Origin of the sequence: Bradyrhizobium sp. ISRA436 (genome assembly GCF_029910015.1) — a bacterium.
Lineage (GTDB): Bacteria > Pseudomonadota > Alphaproteobacteria > Rhizobiales > Xanthobacteraceae > Bradyrhizobium.
Genome location: NZ_CP094519.1, coordinates 122,255 through 140,244, shown reverse-complemented (window position 1 = coordinate 140,244; position 17,990 = coordinate 122,255). Strand labels below are relative to the sequence as shown.

Annotated in this window: 17 protein-coding genes and 1 tRNA gene; 12 read left to right on the top strand and 6 right to left on the bottom strand. The window is 64.3% G+C overall.

Going from position 1 to position 17,990, the window contains the following annotated elements; all coding sequences use genetic code 11:
* Nucleotides 1-21 precede the first annotated feature (21 nt).
* Both queG and MTX23_RS00620 read right to left on the bottom strand, forming a co-directional pair.
* The gene (gene queG, locus MTX23_RS00625) at nucleotides 22-1,215 is read right to left on the bottom strand and encodes a tRNA epoxyqueuosine(34) reductase QueG (RefSeq protein ID WP_280974722.1); all 1,194 of its coding nucleotides are present in this window, start codon (nucleotides 1,213-1,215) and stop codon (nucleotides 22-24) included.
* Nucleotides 1,164-1,856 carry a glutathione S-transferase family protein gene (locus MTX23_RS00620; RefSeq protein WP_280974721.1) on the bottom strand — a complete coding sequence of 231 codons (693 nt, stop codon included), beginning with the start codon at nucleotides 1,854-1,856 and terminating at the stop codon, nucleotides 1,164-1,166. The genes queG and MTX23_RS00620 overlap by 52 nt, the downstream gene beginning before the upstream one ends.
* Nucleotides 1,857-2,122: 266 nt before the next feature.
* Between MTX23_RS00620 and MTX23_RS00615 the strand changes: the two genes are divergently transcribed.
* On the top strand, nucleotides 2,123-2,929 hold the full coding sequence (locus MTX23_RS00615; protein WP_280974720.1) for an undecaprenyl-diphosphate phosphatase: 807 nt from the start codon (nucleotides 2,123-2,125) through the stop codon (nucleotides 2,927-2,929).
* Between the two features lie 79 nt (nucleotides 2,930-3,008).
* Here MTX23_RS00615 and MTX23_RS00610 read toward each other — a convergent pair whose 3' ends face one another.
* Nucleotides 3,009-3,977: a complex I NDUFA9 subunit family protein gene (locus MTX23_RS00610; RefSeq protein WP_280974719.1), complete on the bottom strand. Its 969-nt coding sequence runs from the start codon at nucleotides 3,975-3,977 to the stop codon at nucleotides 3,009-3,011.
* Between the two features lie 147 nt (nucleotides 3,978-4,124).
* Between MTX23_RS00610 and MTX23_RS00605 the strand changes: the two genes are divergently transcribed.
* Nucleotides 4,125-4,211, top strand: a tRNA-Leu gene (locus MTX23_RS00605).
* A gap of 276 nt (nucleotides 4,212-4,487) precedes the next feature.
* Here MTX23_RS00605 and MTX23_RS00600 read toward each other — a convergent pair.
* Both MTX23_RS00600 and MTX23_RS00595 read right to left on the bottom strand, forming a co-directional pair.
* Nucleotides 4,488-4,886, bottom strand: a complete 399-nt coding sequence (locus MTX23_RS00600) for a tautomerase family protein (protein ID WP_280974718.1) — start codon at nucleotides 4,884-4,886, stop codon at nucleotides 4,488-4,490.
* Nucleotides 4,887-4,931: 45 nt separating this feature from the next.
* The gene (locus tag MTX23_RS00595) at nucleotides 4,932-6,203 is read right to left on the bottom strand and encodes an MFS transporter (protein WP_280974717.1); all 1,272 of its coding nucleotides are present in this window, start codon (nucleotides 6,201-6,203) and stop codon (nucleotides 4,932-4,934) included.
* Nucleotides 6,204-6,485: 282 nt separating this feature from the next.
* Between MTX23_RS00595 and MTX23_RS00590 the strand changes: the two genes are divergently transcribed.
* From MTX23_RS00590 to ptsN, 7 genes are all read left to right on the top strand, one after another.
* Nucleotides 6,486-7,100: a ribonuclease D gene (locus MTX23_RS00590; protein WP_280974716.1), complete on the top strand. Its 615-nt coding sequence runs from the start codon at nucleotides 6,486-6,488 to the stop codon at nucleotides 7,098-7,100.
* A 155-nt stretch (nucleotides 7,101-7,255) separates the two neighbouring features.
* Nucleotides 7,256-7,984 carry an LPS export ABC transporter periplasmic protein LptC gene (lptC, locus tag MTX23_RS00585; RefSeq protein ID WP_280974715.1) on the top strand — a complete coding sequence of 243 codons (729 nt, stop codon included), beginning with the start codon at nucleotides 7,256-7,258 and terminating at the stop codon, nucleotides 7,982-7,984.
* A gap of 5 nt (nucleotides 7,985-7,989) precedes the next feature.
* Entirely contained in the window at nucleotides 7,990-8,694 is a 705-nt protein-coding gene (locus MTX23_RS00580; protein ID WP_280974714.1) for an LptA/OstA family protein, read from the top strand.
* Between the two features lie 293 nt (nucleotides 8,695-8,987).
* On the top strand, nucleotides 8,988-9,977 hold the full coding sequence (gene lptB, locus MTX23_RS00575; RefSeq protein ID WP_280974713.1) for an LPS export ABC transporter ATP-binding protein: 990 nt from the start codon (nucleotides 8,988-8,990) through the stop codon (nucleotides 9,975-9,977).
* Between the two features lie 206 nt (nucleotides 9,978-10,183).
* Nucleotides 10,184-11,833, top strand: a complete 1,650-nt coding sequence (rpoN, locus tag MTX23_RS00570) for an RNA polymerase factor sigma-54 (protein WP_280974712.1) — start codon at nucleotides 10,184-10,186, stop codon at nucleotides 11,831-11,833.
* Nucleotides 11,834-11,968: 135 nt separating this feature from the next.
* Nucleotides 11,969-12,568 carry a ribosome-associated translation inhibitor RaiA gene (gene raiA / locus MTX23_RS00565; protein ID WP_280974711.1) on the top strand — a complete coding sequence of 200 codons (600 nt, stop codon included), beginning with the start codon at nucleotides 11,969-11,971 and terminating at the stop codon, nucleotides 12,566-12,568.
* Nucleotides 12,569-12,797: 229 nt separating this feature from the next.
* A complete protein-coding gene (gene ptsN, locus MTX23_RS00560) occupies nucleotides 12,798-13,259 on the top strand; it encodes a PTS IIA-like nitrogen regulatory protein PtsN (protein WP_280974710.1) in 462 nt (153 codons plus the stop codon).
* Between the two features lie 72 nt (nucleotides 13,260-13,331).
* On the opposite strand, the gene MTX23_RS00555 is transcribed toward ptsN, so the two are convergent.
* The gene (locus MTX23_RS00555) at nucleotides 13,332-13,964 is read right to left on the bottom strand and encodes a TetR/AcrR family transcriptional regulator (protein ID WP_280974709.1); all 633 of its coding nucleotides are present in this window, start codon (nucleotides 13,962-13,964) and stop codon (nucleotides 13,332-13,334) included.
* Between the two features lie 317 nt (nucleotides 13,965-14,281).
* Here MTX23_RS00555 and MTX23_RS00550 point away from each other — a divergent pair, with 317 nt between their 5' ends.
* The 3 genes from MTX23_RS00550 to MTX23_RS00540 are packed head-to-tail and all read left to right on the top strand — an operon-like array spanning nucleotide 14,282 to nucleotide 17,836.
* On the top strand, nucleotides 14,282-15,085 hold the full coding sequence (locus tag MTX23_RS00550) for an SDR family NAD(P)-dependent oxidoreductase (protein ID WP_280974708.1): 804 nt from the start codon (nucleotides 14,282-14,284) through the stop codon (nucleotides 15,083-15,085).
* Nucleotides 15,086-15,121: 36 nt separating this feature from the next.
* Nucleotides 15,122-16,243: a DUF5938 domain-containing protein gene (locus MTX23_RS00545; RefSeq protein WP_280974707.1), complete on the top strand. Its 1,122-nt coding sequence runs from the start codon at nucleotides 15,122-15,124 to the stop codon at nucleotides 16,241-16,243.
* 54 nt (nucleotides 16,244-16,297) lie between these two features.
* A complete protein-coding gene (locus MTX23_RS00540) occupies nucleotides 16,298-17,836 on the top strand; it encodes an AMP-binding protein (protein ID WP_280974706.1) in 1,539 nt (512 codons plus the stop codon).
* Nucleotides 17,837-17,990 lie beyond the last annotated feature (154 nt).

Genomic DNA, 17,990 nt, shown 5'->3' with positions numbered 1-17,990 from the left:
GACGGGAACGGCGCGATGAAATCAAGAGGCAGCGCGGGCCGCGCGCCACTCCTGCTGCACAGTCACGTCGGGCTCGCCGCCGGCCCGCGACGCCAGCGCCGCGAACTCATCCCGCGCGATCAGTTGCGACAACGCCCACACCGCGGCGCCGCGCACCAGCGGGCTCGCATCGTCGAGCAGGCGCCGCGCTTCGCCCGCGAGGCTCGCATCGCCCGAATTGCCGATCGCGATCAGCACATTGCGAATGAAGCGGTCGCGGCCGATGCGCTTGACCGGCGATTTCGCAAACAGCGCGCGGAAGCCGGCGTCGTCGAGCCGCACGAGATCGGCGAGCATTGGCGCGCGCAACGCGTCGCGCGCGGCGAGCTTCTGTTCGTGTCCCGCTTGCGCGAACTTGTTCCACGGGCACACGGCAAGGCAGTCGTCGCAGCCATAGATGCGGTTGCCGATGCTCTTGCGGAATTCGTGCGGGATCGGTCCCTTGTTCTCGATGGTCAGATACGAGATGCAACGCCGCGCATCGAGCTTGTAGGGAGCGGGAAATGCCGCGGTCGGGCAGATGTCCTGGCAGGCGCGGCAGCTGCCGCAATGATCGGTGTCGGGCTCGTCGCGCGGCAGCTCGGTGGCGGAATAGATCGCGCCGAGGAACAGCCACGAGCCGAATTCGCGCGAGACGAGATTGGTGTGCTTGCCCTGCCAGCCGATGCCGGCGGCCTGCGCCAACGGCTTCTCCATCACGGCGGCGGTGTCGATGAACACCTTCACCTCGTCGCCAGTGATCGCGGCGAGCCATCGCGCCAGCGTCTTCAGGCGCTTCTTGATCACGTCATGATAATCGTCGCCCTGCGCATAGACCGAGATCGCGCCGCGGCTGCGGCGCTCGATAACCTTCAGCGGATCCTCGTCGGGTCCATAGTTGACGCCGAGCATGATGATCGAGCGCACCCCCGGCCACAACCCGCGCGGATCGGCGCGGCGCGCGGGGCTGGCGGCGAGCCAGTCCATGTCGCCATGGCCGCCGCTGTCGAGGAATTCGAGGAAATGCCTGCCCGCCTGCGCGATAGCATCGGGACCGGTGATGCCGATGCTGTCGAAGCCGAGCGCACGCGCCTCGCGCTGAAGCGCTGCCTTCAGATCATCAGGAGAAAGCCTGACCGCCTGGTTCAGAAGTCGAGGTCCACATAGGTGCGCGACGCCGGCACCCCCGCCAGCCATTCGCTGAGCAGCGGGCGAAACGATGGGCGGGATTTCACCCGCGCGTACCACGACTTTGCAGCGTCGTCCTCGCTCCATGGCACGTCGCCTAGATAATCGATCGCCGAAAGATGCGCCGCGGCGGCGAGATCCGCGTAAGTAAGCCGGTCGCCGGCGAGATAGTTCCGCGTCTTCGCGAGCCAGCCGATATAGCTCAAATGATAACGCACATTGACCTTGGCCGCGCGCATGATGTCGGGGGCCGGCGGACCGCCGCCATTGTCCTCGCTCATGAAACGCTTGTAGATACGCTCGGTCACCAGCGGGTTGGAGGCTTCCTCGAAGAACTTTTCGTTGAACCACGCCATCAGCCGGCGCACCTCGACGCGCTCGGCCATCGACGTCGGCAACAGCCGTCGCTCGCCAGCGTTAAGGCCATGCGCCTCGTCGACATATTCGGCGATGATCGCAGCACCCGGAACCGGCGGAAAGCCCTCCGCGATCAACACCGGTGTGGTCGCCGCCGGATTGAGCGCAAGAAACGCTTCGCGCCGTTCCCAGACCCGCTCCTCCACAAGGCGCAGATCGAGGCCGTACTCGCCGAGCACGAGGCGGATGAATCGCGAATGCGGACAGAACGGATGGTGATACAGCGTGTACATGCAGTCCTTGGTAGTGTCGCGGCGCTTAAGAAACCATCAACCTGTGTGACGTGAACTTGAGGGGCTTGGCCGAACCAGCCTCGATCGTCTCTATGTCGCGTGATCACGCAAAGCGGTAGCCACCCCCGCGGAGGATGCGGGTCACAAAAACGCTATAGCTCAGCAAATCCGTCAGGCAACAACTGTTTGCCGTTTTTTTGCGATTGCAGCAAATGGACGAATAGGCGAGAAGAACGCGGTTCTTCCAGACAAGGGCAGGCCACATCATGATGACGGATACGCTGCGGGCCGTGATTCTCGGCATTGTCGAGGGCGTCACGGAGTTCCTGCCGGTTTCTTCGACGGGCCACCTGCTGCTTGCCGAGCGCTTCTTCAATCTCGGCGAAGGCGACTTCTGGAAGAGCTTTGCGATCCTGATTCAGCTCGGCGCGATCCTGGCGATCGTCGTTCTTTATTTCGCCAAATTGTGGCGCATCGCGCTCGGCATGTTCACCAATCCCGACGACCGGCGCTTCGTCATCGGCGTGCTGGTGGCCTTCCTGCCTGCGGTGGTGATCGGCCTGATTGCCGGCAAATACATCAAGGAATTCCTGTTCAATCCGTGGGTGGTCTGCTTCTCGCTGATCGTCGGTGGCGCTATCCTGCTGTGGGTCGATCAGCTCGATCTCAAGTTCTATGAGGACGACGCGACCCGATTCCCGCTGCTGATGTACTTCTGGATCGGCGTTGCGCAGTGCATGGCGATGGTCCCCGGCGTGTCGCGCTCGGGCGCCAGCATCGTGGCCGCGATGTTGCTCGGCGCCGACAAGCGCTCGTCGGCCGAGTTCTCGTTCTTCCTCGCGATCCCGACCATGATCGGCGCGTTCGCCTATGATTTCTACAAGAACCGCGGCGACTTCACGACCGATGGCCTCGGCATCATCGCGATCGGCTTCGTGGTGTCGTTCATCACCGCTGTCATCGTGGTGCGAGCGTTCCTCAACTTCGTCACCCGCCGCGGCTTCACCTTCTTCGCCTGGTGGCGCGTGATCGTCGGCACGCTCGGCCTGATCGCGCTGGCGATGGGGCGGTAAGACGAGTCGCTCGAAGTTTCGCTGTGTTTTCACCTCCCCCGCAAGCGGGAAAGGGGGCGGAGTCCCGTTGCGACTGCGCCTACGCGCTCTTCTTCTGGAACTGCCCCGTCGCGCGGAAGCGCCAGAGATATTGCCGCGCGATGGTTTCCATCGAGTCGGGCCTGATGCCGAGGCCGGCGAAGGTCAGGCCCTCTGCCCTCGCAGCATCCGACACCACATTGTCGGCGCGCAGCATCGCGACCTGGTCCGGGGTTAGCTTGAGCGCGCCGGGGGCGAACTGCAGGAACACCGACATCAGCCTGGCGAGGCCGAACGGCAGCGGCACCAGCATGCGGTCACGCTTGGTGATCTCCAGGATGATCTTCATCACCTCGCGCATGGTCAGCACTTCGGGCCCGCCGAGCTCGTAAGTTGCGCCGGCCTTGGTCTTGCCGTCCACGGCGTCGGCCACGGCCCGCGCCACGTCGGCGACATAGGCCGGCTGCAGCTTGTTGACCCCGCCGCCGACCAGCGGCAGCGCCGGCGACATCCGCGCCAGCGCCGCAAAGCGGTTGGTGAAGTGATCCTCGGGCCCGAACAACAGCGACGGCCGGATGATCGTGGCCGAGGGAGAAGCAGCGAGCACTGCCTGCTCGCCGGCGGCCTTGGAGCGGAAATAGCCGGAGGCCGAGTTCTCGTTGGCGCCGATCGCCGAGACATGGACCATCCGGGCGCCTGCGGCGGCAGCCGCCTTCGCGACCGTCTCGGCCCCCTTCTGCTGCACGGCGTCGAAGGTCTGGCCGCCGCCCTGGGCCAGGATGCCCACCAGGTTGATGGCGACATGCGAATCACGCATCGCGGCCTCAACCGAGGCGGGGTAGCGCACATTGGCTTGCACGGCGTGGATCTGCCCGACCCGGCCGAGCGGTTGCAAATGGCCGGCAAGCTCTGCCCGCCGCACCGCGACTCGGATGCGGTAATCGCGCTTGCAGAGCGCCCGGACCACGTTCCGCCCCAGAAAACCCGATCCGCCGAAGACAGTGACGAGCGTGTCGAGGTTCGATGCCATGAGGTCAGTTCCTGCCGGATTCGAGAGTTATTGAGGGCATTTAGCCGTTTGGCGATACGCCATCGGCCCCATCCTGTACAGGGTATTTGATTTTCCAATCGCGAATTTGACAAGCGCGTCGTCGAACCTTACTAGAGCGCCCCACGTGCCCAGGTGGCGGAATTGGTAGACGCGCTGGCTTCAGGTGCCAGTGGCTTCACGGCCGTGAAGGTTCGAGTCCTTTCCTGGGCACCACTCCCTTTGCAAGCGATTGAAATCGCTGATTTGCGGGGGATTTGGGCTGCCGACCAGGCTATATCGGGCAGGCCACACTTTTCAGTAGCAGATAGTTAGCTTTGCATGGTGTGATTGCGCCGGCGCGCTCACCTCTACTGTCAGAACATCTCGCCCGTCGAAATGGACCGGAACGCCGCGGCGTATTGGCGGGGCATGAGGAGAGAGCGCTAGGCAATCAGGCTGGCAAACCGAAAATCAGTGCTGGACGAGCTGGTAGCAGTCGGCGCAACGGCTTCAGGCCGGATCGGTGTCCTGGAGGTAGGAGGCGAGCCCGTTGCCGAACGACCACTCGTCGCGCGCATTGGGTGACAGGATTATCTGCACGTCTTCGCGCCGCAGGCCCGGCTTCTCGACGAGGCGGTCGGCGATCGCCCTGTAGAGCGCCTTCTTGGTCGCAGTGTCGCGCCAATTGCCGGCGACGATGTGAATGAACACCACGTCATCGGTGCGATGAATGCCGAGATAGTCGGGGTCGTAGATGAATTCCTCCCGCTCATGCTGACGGATGAACTGGAAGCGATCGCCCGGCGGCACGCTGTAGGTGTCCATCAGCGCCTGGTGGACGCCATCGGCGATGGCGCGGATGTGGTCCTTCGACTTGCCCTTCAGAAGCGAGATGTTGACGAGCGGCATGGGTCGACCTCCCTGGATGGGTCTCGTGCGGAAGATGCCTTGCGCTCACACCATGCGCCGGCCGCTCCGCTTCGCGACCGCTTTCTGCACGAAGTACATCGCGACTAGCGAGACGATCGACGTCGCGACAACGATGTATCCCAGCTGGTCGAAATGCAGCAGCGAACCGTCCGGGTTCTCCGCGATGATCGCCGCCGCCAGCACCGAGCCGAGCCCGCCCGAGAGCTGTTGCACGGAGGCGCTGACCGCGCTGAACGAGCCGCGCTGGCTCGCGTCCGGGATCGCCGACATCAGCGCCTGCGACGGGATCATGCGCGAGAAGATGCCGACGAACATCAGCACGTTGACGACGATCGCGGTGATCAGCGAGACCTGACCGAGATGGGTGTAGATCAGCACCATGACGACGGATACGGCGCTGCCGAACACGAAGGTCGGATACTTGCCGAACGTGTCGCTGGCACGGCCGACCAGCGGCCCCATGATGATGCTGAACAGGCCGGAGACGAGATAGATCGTCGGAAGGTGAACGATGTCGATGCCGAGATTGTGTACGGTATAGGCGCTGCCGAACGGCATCAGCATGAAGCCGCCGGTCGCCAGCAGCGTCGTCACCGCGAAGGCGAGCGTATAGCGCGGCTCGCCGACGGTCGCGATCAGGTGCTTGAACGGATTGGTGTCCTGCTTGAGCCGCAGATGTGCATCGACCGGCTGCATCGCGAGCGCGATGGCGGCGATCGCCACGATCGACAGACCGACGATCGCGGCGAAGGCGACGTGCCAGTTCCAGTGGTTGGCGAGAAACAGCCCGGCGGGAATGCCGAGCACCTGGCTCGCGGCAAACGCGGTTTGTACGAACCCCATCACGCGGCCGCGCTGCTGCAGCGGGAACAGGTCGGTGATGATGGCGAGCACGACGGAGCCGATCACGCCGCCGAACAATCCGGTGACAATCCGGCCGAGCAGCAGCACGTGGAAATCCTGTGCCAGCGCGCAGAGCGCGGTGCCGAGCGCGAAGCCGACATAGAAGAACAAGAGCAGGCGCTTGCGGTCGAAGCGATCGGCAAAGCCGGCGGCGAGGATGCCGGAAATGCCGGCGCTGAAGGCGTAAGCCGAAACCGCGACGCCGAATTGTCCGGCGCTGATGTTGAGCGACGGCATCAGGATGGCGCCGAGCGGCGACATGATGATGAAATCGAGGATGATGGTGAACTGCGTGAACGCGAGCAGCGCGATGAGGAGTGACTGGTAGCGCGAAAAGCCGCGCTCCTGCTGCTGCGGGTTATCGATCGGCGCTGCCAGAGTCTGATCGGTCATGTCATTCTTTTCGTTGGGGGCACAAGCGGGCGAAGGGCTGGCAACAGATAGGGTGGGGCCGGGACAATTTCACCGGGCGGGCGAGGGGCAAACGTATGTCCAATTGCGAGCCGGGGTGGAAAAATGCTCGATTCGCGGCAGTTGCTGCCCTATTTGGGCTCAGGCGAGACCCTGTCGGAGGCGCGGCGCAGGGTGCCCGGAAGCCGCCTATCCGCTCGCATCCCTGCTCTTTGGAGGGTAGGGTCGCGCCGAATCGACATTTGGAACTTGAGGCCAGTTTTCATGACCATCCGCCTGCACCGCGGCGATCTGCCCGACCTGTCCCGCTATACCGATTCGGTGGCAATCGATACCGAGACCATGGGGCTGCATCCGCATCGCGACCGGCTCTGCGTGGTGCAGATGTCGAATGGCGACGGCACCGCCGACGTGATCCAGATTCCGAAGGGGCACACCGATGCGCCGAACCTGAAGGCGCTGCTCGCCAATCCCGCCATCACCAAGATCTTTCATTTCGCGCGGTTCGACGTCGCGGTGCTCTACAACACCTTCGGTGTGATGCCGAAGCCGGTCTACTGCACCAAGATCGCCTCGCGGCTCACCCGCACTTACACCGATCGCCATGGCCTGAAGGACCTGGTGCGGGAGGTGCTGAACGTCGATCTGTCGAAGCAGCAGCAGTCGAGCGACTGGGGCGCAGCGACGCTGAGCGAGGCGCAGCTCGCCTACGCGGCCTCCGACGTGCTGCATCTGCACGCGCTGCGCGACAAGCTCGATGCCATGCTGGCGCGCGAGGGGCGGACCGACCTGGCCAAGGCCTGTTTCGAATTCCTCCCGGCCCGCGCCAAGCTCGATCTCGACGGCTGGGAGGCCGAGGATATTTTCGCACATTCGTGAACGGCGACGATTTCGGTCGGCGGAGGCCATTTCCGCCCCGTTTCGGCCAAACTGTTCACGCGAGGTCGCTTTCGGGGGCGCGACGCGAGGTCCGGGCTGCATATTTGTGCGGCTACGGGTAGGATGGACGGCAATTTCGCGCCTCTGGAGCAGCGGTGAGTTCGGTTCAGAATCCAGCCTATGGCGCCACCCTCGAGGCGCGCTTTGCCGCGGCCGCGCGGCACAGCCGCATGGTGCGGATCCTGCGCATCGCAGTGCCGGCGGCGGTGGTGCTGGCGATGGCGGTGATCGTCTTCGTTTCGATCGTCAATCCGTTCCGCGCTTTGATGCCCAAAATGCCCGTCGAGATGGACAATCTCGTGGTGTCCGGGACCAAGATCACGATGGAATCGCCGCATTTGTCCGGCTTCTCGACGGACGGGCGGCCCTACGAGATGTGGGCCAAGGCTGCGATCCAGGACGTGACCGATCCCGATCATGTCGAGTTGAAGACGATCCGCGCCAAGGTGGCGATGGAGGACCAATCGACCGTGACGATGGATGCGCGCACCGGCTTCTTCGACAACAAGCAGCAGCTGCTCGACCTGCGCAAGGATATCTTCCTGCAATCGTCGACCGGCTATGAGGCGAGGCTGACGCAGGCCTTCGTCGACATGAACAAGGGCACCGTGACCTCGGACGAGCATGTCGACGTCAAGCTGCTCGACGGGACGCTGACCTCCGACAAGCTGCGGATCTACAACAACGGCGAAGTTGTGCGGTTCGAGGGCAACGTCGTGATGCATCTCGACAAGCTCGGCGACAATAACGCCGCCAGCCAGCCCGCCGAACCCGCACCACCTCCGCCGCCGCCCAAGGCGCGCAGATCCGCCAACCCGAAATGACATTGATGATGAGATCTTTTCCGCGCGGCACAGCAATTGCGGCGTTCGCGCTCTCGCTCTTCGCCGCGAGCGCTGCAAGCGCGCAAGGCTCGATGACCGGCGTCCCCAACGCCATGCAGGGCTTTTCGCAGAACCGCGACCAGCCGATCCAGATCGAGGCCGCCTCGCTCGAAATGCGCGACAAGAAGAAGGAAGCGACCTTCTCCGGCAACGTGAAGGTGGTGCAGGGCGACACCACCATGACCTCGAAGACGCTGGTGGTGTTCTACGAATCGAACTCGGGCCAGTCGCAGCAGCAGCCGGCCAACAGCAACGCCAAGGGCGCGAAGGGCTCCGCCGCCCCGATGCAGTCGGCGACCCCCGGCCCCGGCGGCGCGTCGTCGATCAAACGGCTCGAGGCGCGGGGCAACGTCGTGGTAACCCAGAAGGATCAGGTGGTTACCGGCGAAACCGCGATCTTCGACACCAAGACCAACCTGATCACGATGCTCGGCGGCGTGGTGCTGACCCAGTGCCAGAACGTGCTGCGCGGCGACCGTCTGCTGGTCGACATGACCACCGGCGTCTCGCGCGTCGAATCCAATAGCGGCAAGGTGCAGGGCCTGTTCATCCAGTCCCAGGGCGGGCAGAACGGCAAATGCGGGACGCCGGCCGCGCCCGGTTCGGCCCCGCCGTCACCGCTTCAGCTTCTTCCAGGCAAGTCCAAGTAGAATCAATACGTTAGATAATATCCTCGGCCCGCGAGGTTGAAGCGCGTGGAGCGAGATTGTATTTACTGGAGCGGCCCGGCCTGGAGATGCGCTTGAGGGGGATCGAGATGTTGGCCAGGCTCGGGGCATCCATTCATTCAAGGCGCGGTCATCGCGCCTTGTCGTATTGTTTGAGCATGGTCGGTCCGGAAGCCGGCGCCCAGTTTTCCGGAACATGCTCGGGTTCGCGTGCGAATCGGCTGGTCTGCGGGCAAGGTCGCGGGATCACCATGAAAGGCTGAAGCGAAGCGGGGATGGTGGATTTTCTCGGCATGTTCCGGCGGCGCCCTGCGAAACGCAGCAGCGGATTTGCGCGCTCGCACGACGACATCACGGCGCTCGGCGATTCATTCGGCGACATGCTGGCAAGCCCGGTCCGCGACGCGCCGCCAATGGCGCGTGCCGCCCCGGTTCCCGGCGTGGAGCTGCCGCGGCCCCAGCCCCAGCCCGCACCCGCGGCACCGCGCGCCAGGCCTGCGAGGGGCAACGGCGCCGCCGGCGCACCGCAGCTGATCAAGCGGCCGGGCTATCTGGCTGTGCATAGCGTGGAAAAGAGCTTCGGCAGCCGCCAGGTGGTGCGCGGCGTCAGCATCTATGTCCGTCGTGGTGAGGCGGTCGGGCTGCTCGGGCCGAACGGTGCCGGCAAGACCACGGTGTTCTACATGATCACCGGCCTGATCAAGGCCGATCGCGGCGCGATCGAGCTCGATGGCCACGACGTCACCAAGCTGCCGATGTACCAGCGCGCCCGCCTCGGCATCGGCTATCTTCCGCAGGAAGCCTCGATCTTCCGCGGTCTCTCCGTCGAGCAGAACATCCGCGCGGTGCTCGAGGTCGTCGAGCCTTCGCGCAAGAAGCGCGAGCACGAGCTGGATTCGCTGCTCGACGAGTTCAACATCACCCGCGTGCGGAAAAGCCCGTCGATCGCGCTGTCCGGCGGCGAGCGCCGCCGCGTCGAGATCGCCCGCGCGCTCGCAACCCGCCCCAATTACATGCTGCTCGACGAGCCGTTCGCCGGCATCGACCCGATCGCGGTCGGCGACATCCAGGATCTCGTGCGCCATCTCACCAACCGCGGCATCGGCGTTCTCATCACCGACCACAATGTCCGCGAGACGCTCGGCCTCACCGACCGCGCCTATATCGTCTATGCCGGCGAAATCTTGACCGAAGGCAGCCCGGAAGACATCGTTAATGATCCCGATGTACGGCGGCTTTACCTTGGCGAGGAATTCCGCCTTTAGCACATGATCCGCCAAAGTGTGACGCGGTTTGGCGATAAGACCATGCGCTACTTGGGGAATTTGACGCGCGGTCGGACACCAAACCGGGGCGTCCACTGTTGCCGATCTCGCCTACCCCAAAATTCCGATCCGTCAAGCCGTGTACATCGCACGCAGACTGAGCTAAGCAAGAATCGAGCCAACTTTTCTGGATCGTTCCTGCCTCCATGGCACTGACGCAAAGATTAGAGTTCCGCCAGTCGCAGTCGCTGGTCATGACGCCGCAGCTGATGCAGGCGATCAAGCTGCTGCAACTGTCGAACCTGGATCTGTCGGCCTTCGTCGAGGAGGAACTGGAACGCAACCCGCTGCTCGAGCGGGCCGCGGATGGTCCTGAGCCGCCGGTGGCGGGCGAGGCCGCCATGGAGCGGCCGGACTATGGCGATTCCGGCGGTGATGGCGACGACGGCGGCGAATCTGCTGACATGGCCGGCGGTTCCGTTGGCGAGGCATTCGAGCCCGGCCAGGAGGAATGGCTGAACCGCGATCTCGGCACCCGCGCCGAGATCGAGCAGACGCTGGATACCGGTCTCGACAACGTCTTTTCCGAGGAGCCGGCGGAAGCCGCCGCGCGCGCCGCGCAGGACGCGCCGCCTTCGGTCTACACCGAGTGGGGCGGAGGCGCCTCCAGCGACGACGAATACAATCTCGAAGCCTTTGTGGCCGCCGAGGTGACGCTGGCCGACCACCTCGCTGAACAGCTCGCGGTGGCCTTCTCCGCGCCCGCGCAGCGCATGATCGGGCAGTACCTGATCGACCTGGTCGACGAGGCCGGTTACCTGCCGGCCGATCTCGGCCAGGCCGCCGAGCGGCTCGGCACGTCGCAAGCCGCGGTCGACGAGGTCGTCGCGACGCTGCAGAAGTTCGATCCGCCGGGCGTGTGCGCGCGAAACTTGAGCGAATGCCTGGCGATCCAGCTGCGCGAGCTCAACCGTTACGATCCCGCGATGCAGGCGCTGGTCGAGCATCTCGACCTGCTTGCCAAGCGCGACATCGCTGGCTTGCGGAAGCTCTGCGGCGTCGACGACGAAGACATCACCGACATGATCGCGGAGATCCGCCGGCTCGATCCGAAGCCCGGGTTGAAGTTCGGCACGTCGCGGGCGCAGACCATGGTGCCTGACGTCTATGTGCGGCCGGGTCCCGATGGCGGCTGGCATGTCGAGCTCAACAGCGACACTCTGCCGCGTGTGCTGGTCAACCAGACCTACTACGCTGAGCTGTCGAAGACGATCCGCAAGGACGGTGACAAGTCGTACTTCACCGATTGTCTGCAGAATGCGACCTGGCTGGTGCGCGCGCTCGATCAGCGCGCCCGCACCATCCTGAAGGTTGCGACCGAAATCGTGCGCCAGCAGGACGGCTTCTTCACCTATGGCGTCGCGCATTTGCGGCCGCTGAACCTGAAGGCGGTCGCCGACGCGATCCAGATGCATGAATCGACGGTGTCGCGCGTCACCGCCAACAAGTACATGGCGACCAATCGTGGCAGTTTTGAATTGAAGTATTTCTTCACCGCGTCGATCGCGTCCGCCGACGGCGGCGAGGCGCATTCGGCGGAAGCGGTGCGTCACCACATCAAGCAATTGATCGACGGCGAGGCGCCGTCGGCGATCCTGTCAGACGACACGATCGTGGAACGTTTGCGGACGTCCGGCATTGATATTGCCCGCCGCACCGTCGCGAAGTACCGCGAAGCGATGCGGATACCGTCCTCGGTACAGCGCCGCCGCGACAAACAGAGCATGCTCGGCAATGCCCTTTCGGCCCCAGCCTCCTCCTCCGACCGATCGCGCGATACTACGGCTGCAGTATAATTGCCTTCGCGCCGAATCGCGCTAGTCTCATCTTCCCCCTTCAGGCGTAACCCGGAAAGGAAGGTACCCGAAATCCAGAAAACCATCATGCTCCGGCAAGAGAGTGATCGAGGCATCCAGCAATCGAGGCATCAAATGACCCTTCGAATCTCGGGAAAGAGCATCAGCATCGGCGAAGCGCTTCGCGCGCGCGTCAGCGAGCGCACCGACGAGGTCCTGCGAAAGTACTTTGATGGCAACTATTCCGGTCACATCACGCTGAGCAAGGATGGCTTCGGCTTCCGGACCGATTGCGCGCTGCATCTGGATTCCGGCATCACGCTGGAAGCCGAGTCCAACGCCACCGACGCCTATGCCAGCGCCGACGCCGCGCTCCTGATGATCGAGAAGCGCCTGCGCCGCTACAAGAGCCGGCTGAAGGACCGCTCGGCCCGCAAGGCCTATGCCGCGAACGCCGCACTCGCCGAACTGAACGGCGTCGGGCTCGATGCGCCGAGCTATGTCATCGAGGCGCCCGAGAACGAGGACGAGGTCACCGAGTACAGCCCCGTGATCATTGCGGAAGCAACCACCGCGCTGAAGCGGCTGTCGGTCAGCGAAGCTGTCATGGAGCTGGACCTGTCGGGCGCGTCCTGCCTGGTGTTCCAGCACGGCGGCAGCGGGCGGGTGAACATCATTTACCGTCGTACGGACGGCAATGTCGGCTGGGTCGATCCCCCGGCGGTTACCCCCTGAGATATTATGGTGGATGGCATTGACCTTGGAAGCCAGCCCTGCTTATGGTCCGCCGCCCCGGATAGGGGGCGGAACAGGGTCCGCAGGTGTTGGCACTGCCGATGCGTTGGAGTAGAAGCCCTGCCAACCAGGACCGGGGCTAAGCCCGTATCCCACCTCACCTTCTTGACGCCGACGCTGTAACGCCTATCTCGCAACCTGACGGTCTCATTCACCTCGGAACGTCCCAATGCCGATTACCGATTTGGTCGCACCCGAGGCGATTCTCCCGGCTTTGAAAGTCATCAGCAAGAAGCAGGCGCTGCAGGAACTCGCGGCGCGTGCCTCGGCTCTGACCGCTCAGAACGAACGCGCGATCTTCGAGGTGCTGCTGCAGCGCGAGAAGCTTGGCACCACCGCCGTCGGCTATGGCGTCGCCATTCCGCACGGCAAGCTGCCCAAGCTGGAGAAGCTGTTCGGCTTGTTCGCCCGTCTCGAACGCCCGATCGATTTCGAGGCAATGGACGGTCAGCCGGTCGACCTGATCTTCCTGCTGCTGGCGCCGGAAGGCGCCGGTGCCGACCACCTCAAGGCGCTGGCGCGCATTGCCCGCCTGCTGCGCGACCAGGACGTCGCCAAGAAGCTGCGCGCCTCGCGCGACGCGCAGGCGATCTACTCGGTGCTCGCGCTGCCGCCCGCGAGCGCGGCGTAACATTCTTTAATCAGAAGTCGTCTCCGGCGTTGCCCGCGAGAGGCGTCGCAAGCCACGCGCTTCGCAATCGTTTCAGCAAATCGTTGGCAGGATGCGCCTGACCTCGTCGAGGAACTCGGGGATCGCCGCCTTATCGTTGGCGAGATGCCGGAGCAGCGCGCTCTGGAACAGGCCGTCGAACAGCGCGTAGAGCGCGGCCGGCGATGTCGCAAGCCGCTTGCCGTCGAGCTCGGCATAGCGTGAGGCGACGCGCCAGATCATGGCTTCCAGGCTCTTGTCGATCTCGAGCACGTCCTTGCGAAACGCGGCCTCGAACATCGCCTGCGAGCGCAGATCGTACCACAGCCGGTGCATGCGCGCGTCCTCGCGCAGCGTCGTCACAAGCTTGGCGAGAAAGCCGTCCGTCAGCTCCTTGCGCGTCTTCGCCGTCGCGACGACCTCGTCATATCGCGTCACGCATTTCGCCTTGTAGTGCCGCACGCAGCAGCAGATCAGGTCGAGCTTGTCGCTGAAGTAGTAGTGAAACACGCCGTGCGTGAACGCGGAGTTCTGCGCGATCTCGCGCAGGCTGGTGCGCGCGAAGCCGAGTTCGCCGAGCGTTTCCAGCGCGGCTTCCGCAAGCTCGATTCGCCGCGCGTTGAATTTCTCGTCGCGCAGTGCCTCGGCCGCTACCGCCACCCGTTGGGCCGTTACCTGCCGCGCCATCTCCTGCCTTTCCTCCGTTCCGTCCCTTGAAAGTCTTATAGCGCGCCAGCAGCGGCGCTCCATCCCCTCACAACCACTCCTTTTGACACTTGTCAAATTTCATCTTGACAAGTGTCAAGCTTCCGGCGGAGGTTTGGCGAACTAATTTGGACAGTCGTCAAGACGCCGAACAGGGAGGGTCTACGCCGCCGGAGCGCCAATGCTGCGCTCCGCCGATCAGCGGACCTGACTGCTGCCGCCCGAAGGCGCTCAGTCCGCCGGCACGTGCTGCCCTTGGCCGCAGCACCCATCGATCACCAGCAAGGGAGGAGTACGTCATGAGTGGGAAGAGCCTTGAAGGCAGGAAAGCCTTGGTCACCGGCGGCGCCCGGGGTATCGGAGCCGCCATTGCGCAGGCACTGGCGCGGTCCGGCGCGGCGATCATGATTGCCGACATTCTCGAGGAGACCGGCAGGTCGACCGCCAACGAGATTGGCAAGGTCGGCGTGAAGACCGGCTTCGCCCAGCTCGATGTCACCGACGACGCGCAATGGGAAAGGGCCGTCGCGGCCACTGTCGCGACGCTCGGCGGCTACGACATCCTGATCAACAACGCCGGCATCGAGATCACCTCGCTGGTCAGCGAGATCAAGGCGGAGGACGCGCGGCGGATGTGCGACGTCAACATCGTCGGCACCGTGCTCGGCATGAAGCACGCCTTCCGCGCGATGCGGCCGGGCGGGCTGGCCGGCAAGGGCGGTGCGATCGTCAACATCGCCTCCGTCGCGGCGACGATTGCTTTCCCGAGCATCGCGGTCTACTCGGGCACCAAATCCGCGGTCGATCGCATGACGCGGGTCGCGGCGATGGAAGCCGGCAAGCTCGGCTACGGCGTGCGCGTCAACTGCATCTATCCCGGCCTGATCCCCACCGACATGGGGATGCAGCTCGCCAACGACATCGTGAAAATCGGACTCGCACCCGACGTCAATGCCGCCGTCGGCTCGGTGGTTGAGCAAACGCCGCTCGGCCGCCTCGCCGAGGTCAGCGACATCGCCGACGCCGCCGTGTTCCTGTGCTCGAACGATGCGCGCTTCGTCACCGGCGTCGGTCTGCCGGTCGACGGCGGCATGGGCATGTAGCCACGCGCGCAACAGCAATCATTTCGGAGGATCGCCATGAGCGAGAAGAAGCCCGTCGTCGTCTACGGTGTCTCAGGCTACACCGGCCGCCTGGTCTGCGAATATCTGCGCGAGTACAACATCCCCTTCATCGCCGCCGGCCGCGACGCCGCGAAGGTGAAGGCGGTGGTGGAGAAAATCCCCGGCATCGAAACCGCCGATTACGAGGTCGTCGGCGTCGAGCACAATGTCGAGTCGCTGACGAAACTGTTCCGCGGCTCGCGGGTCGTCAGCAACATGGTTGGCCCGTTCATCAAATACGGATCGGAAGTCGTGGAAGCCGCGCTGCAGGCCGGCTGCCACTACACCGACACCACCGGCGAACAGGACTGGGTGCTGCTGGCCCAGGAGAAATGGGGCAAGGCGTTCGCCGAGAAGGGCCTGCTGCTGTCGCCGAATCTGGCGCAGATGTACACGACCGGTGAGATCGCCGCCAATATCTGCCTGGAGACGCCCGGCCTCGACACGCTCGACATCCTGGTGTTCTGGAAGGGCTTCCCGACCTACGCCTCGACGCAGACGATCTTCACCATCCTCAAGGCGAACTGGTACTACCTCGAGCAGAACAAGTTCGTCGAATGGGACGTCACCACGCGCGCCGACGTCGTCGTGCCGGGCCAGCACGAGACCGCGATCGCGGTGCCGTGGGGCGGCACCGCGCATCCGGTCTGGTTCAAGAACGATCCGCGCGTCAGCAATTGCCGCGTGCTCGGCGGCGTGCTCGCGCGCCCGGTGATGGAAGGCGTGGTGCAGACCACGCAGATGGTAAAGGAGAAGATCAAGCCGCTGCCGCCGGTGGAGCAGGAGAAGGCGCTGGCCGACATCGCCGCCACCCTGCAGGCCTCGATGCCGCCGCGCGAAAATCCACGCGTCAACACTTCGATCGACTCGGTGCACGCATCCGGGCCGCTTGGCCGCGCGCACTGCGTGATCCACGGCAATTGCAACTACAAGCAGACCGGCATGCTGCAGGCCTATGCGGCATTCGCGCTGCTGCAACAGCCGCCGAAGCGCACAGGCTTTGCTTCCGGATGCCAGGCGTTCGGCCATCGCGAGCTGCTCGGGCAATTGCGCAGCTTCGGGCTCGTCAGCAAGCCGATCGTGACCGTGCACGATTGAGTAAATCGCGGGTGGCGCAGTCGCGCGTCACCCGCCTCTCACGCGAGATCGACCATGCGCTTCATCGACTATCTCGACAAGGGCGCTTCGCTTGGTGCCGACGCGCCGTGCCTTACCATGGATGGACGCGACCTCAGCTACCGCGAGGTGCAGCAGCTCAGCTATCGGATCGCGCGCGGGCTCGACCGGTCTGGCATTGCTCCCGGCGAGAAGGTCGCGATCCTCTCCGGCAACGATCCGCTGGCCTTTGCCTGCGTGTTCGGCATCTCGCGCGCTGCTGCCGTGTGGTGCCCGATCAATCCGCGCAACGAGGCGAACGAGAACAAGTTCATCCTCGACCAGTTCGATTGCAGCCTGCTGCTGTTTCATTCGAGCTTTGCTCCCATGGTCGAAGCTGTCAGACAGGACCTGCCGAAGCTGCGCGCGCTGGTCTGCCTCGATACCGAGTTGCCCTTCGCGCCGTCGTTCGAGCGCTGGCTCGCCGGCCTCACCGACGATTTCTATCAGCGTGAGACGATCGACGATCTCGCGATGATCCCGGGCACCGGCGGTACCACGGGCAAGCCGAAGGGCGTGATGCTCTCGGGGCGCAACATCGAGGCGATGACGGCGCTGACTCTGATCGGCTACCCGTTCAAGGGCCGCCCGATCTATCTCGCGCTGGCGCCGCTCACCCATGCCGCGGGCGTGCTCTGCTTTCCGATCATGACGCTCGGCGGCCGCATCGTGATCATGCATCACCCTGATATCGGCGAGTTCCTCGCGCTGATCGAGCGCTATCGCGTCACGCACACCTTCCTGCCGCCGACCGTGATCTACATGCTGCTCGACCATCCCAGCCTGGATCGGGCGAAGCTCGGCTCGCTGCAATGCTTCTGGTATGGCGCCGCCCCGATCTCGGCTGCGCGGCTGGCGGAAGCGTTGCAGCGGATCGGGCCGATGGCGCAATTGTTCGGCCAGACCGAAGCGCCGATGATGATCTCGATGATGGCGCCCGACGAGCACTACAATGCCGACGGCACGATCGCGATGCAGCGCCTCGCGTCGGCCGGCCGGATCGGCCCGCTGGTCCAGGCCGGCATCATGGACGGTGAGGGCAAGTTGTTGCCGACCGGATCGCGTGGCGAGATCGTGGTGCGTGGCTCGCTGGTGATGGAGGGCTACTACAAGAATCCCGAAGCCACGGCCGAGGCCTCGGCGCATGGATGGCACCACACCGGTGACATCGGCTACATCGACGACAACGGCTATCTCTACATCGTCGACCGCGCCAAGGACATGATCATCACCGGCGGCTTCAACGTCTACTCGATCGAGGTCGAGAACGCGTTGCGCGCGCATGAGGCGGTGCAGGATTGCGCGGTGATCGGTTTGCCCGACGACAAATGGGGCGAACGCATCGTCGCCGTGGTGCAGCCGCGCGCCGGTCACGGCATCGATGCAGTTGCGCTCGCGGCCTTCGTCAAGCAGCAGATCGGCAGTGTCAAGACGCCGAAGCAGATCGAGGTCTGGGACGATCTCCCGCGCTCCAGGGTCGGCAAGGTGCTGAAGCCCGATATCCGCGCGCGGCTGGCGGGTCGCTCGGGCAGTTAACCCGGTGCGTCGCGCCCGGCGTCGGCGGTTCCCGGTCCATTCGACTTTCGTTCAGAGAGATGAACGCGCGACGCGAAGTCGTCGGGCCGTGCGGCGCCAACCTTTGCTTCTCAATCGTTCGGCTAAGGCAGGCCAGCGGATTGCGCCGTTTTGG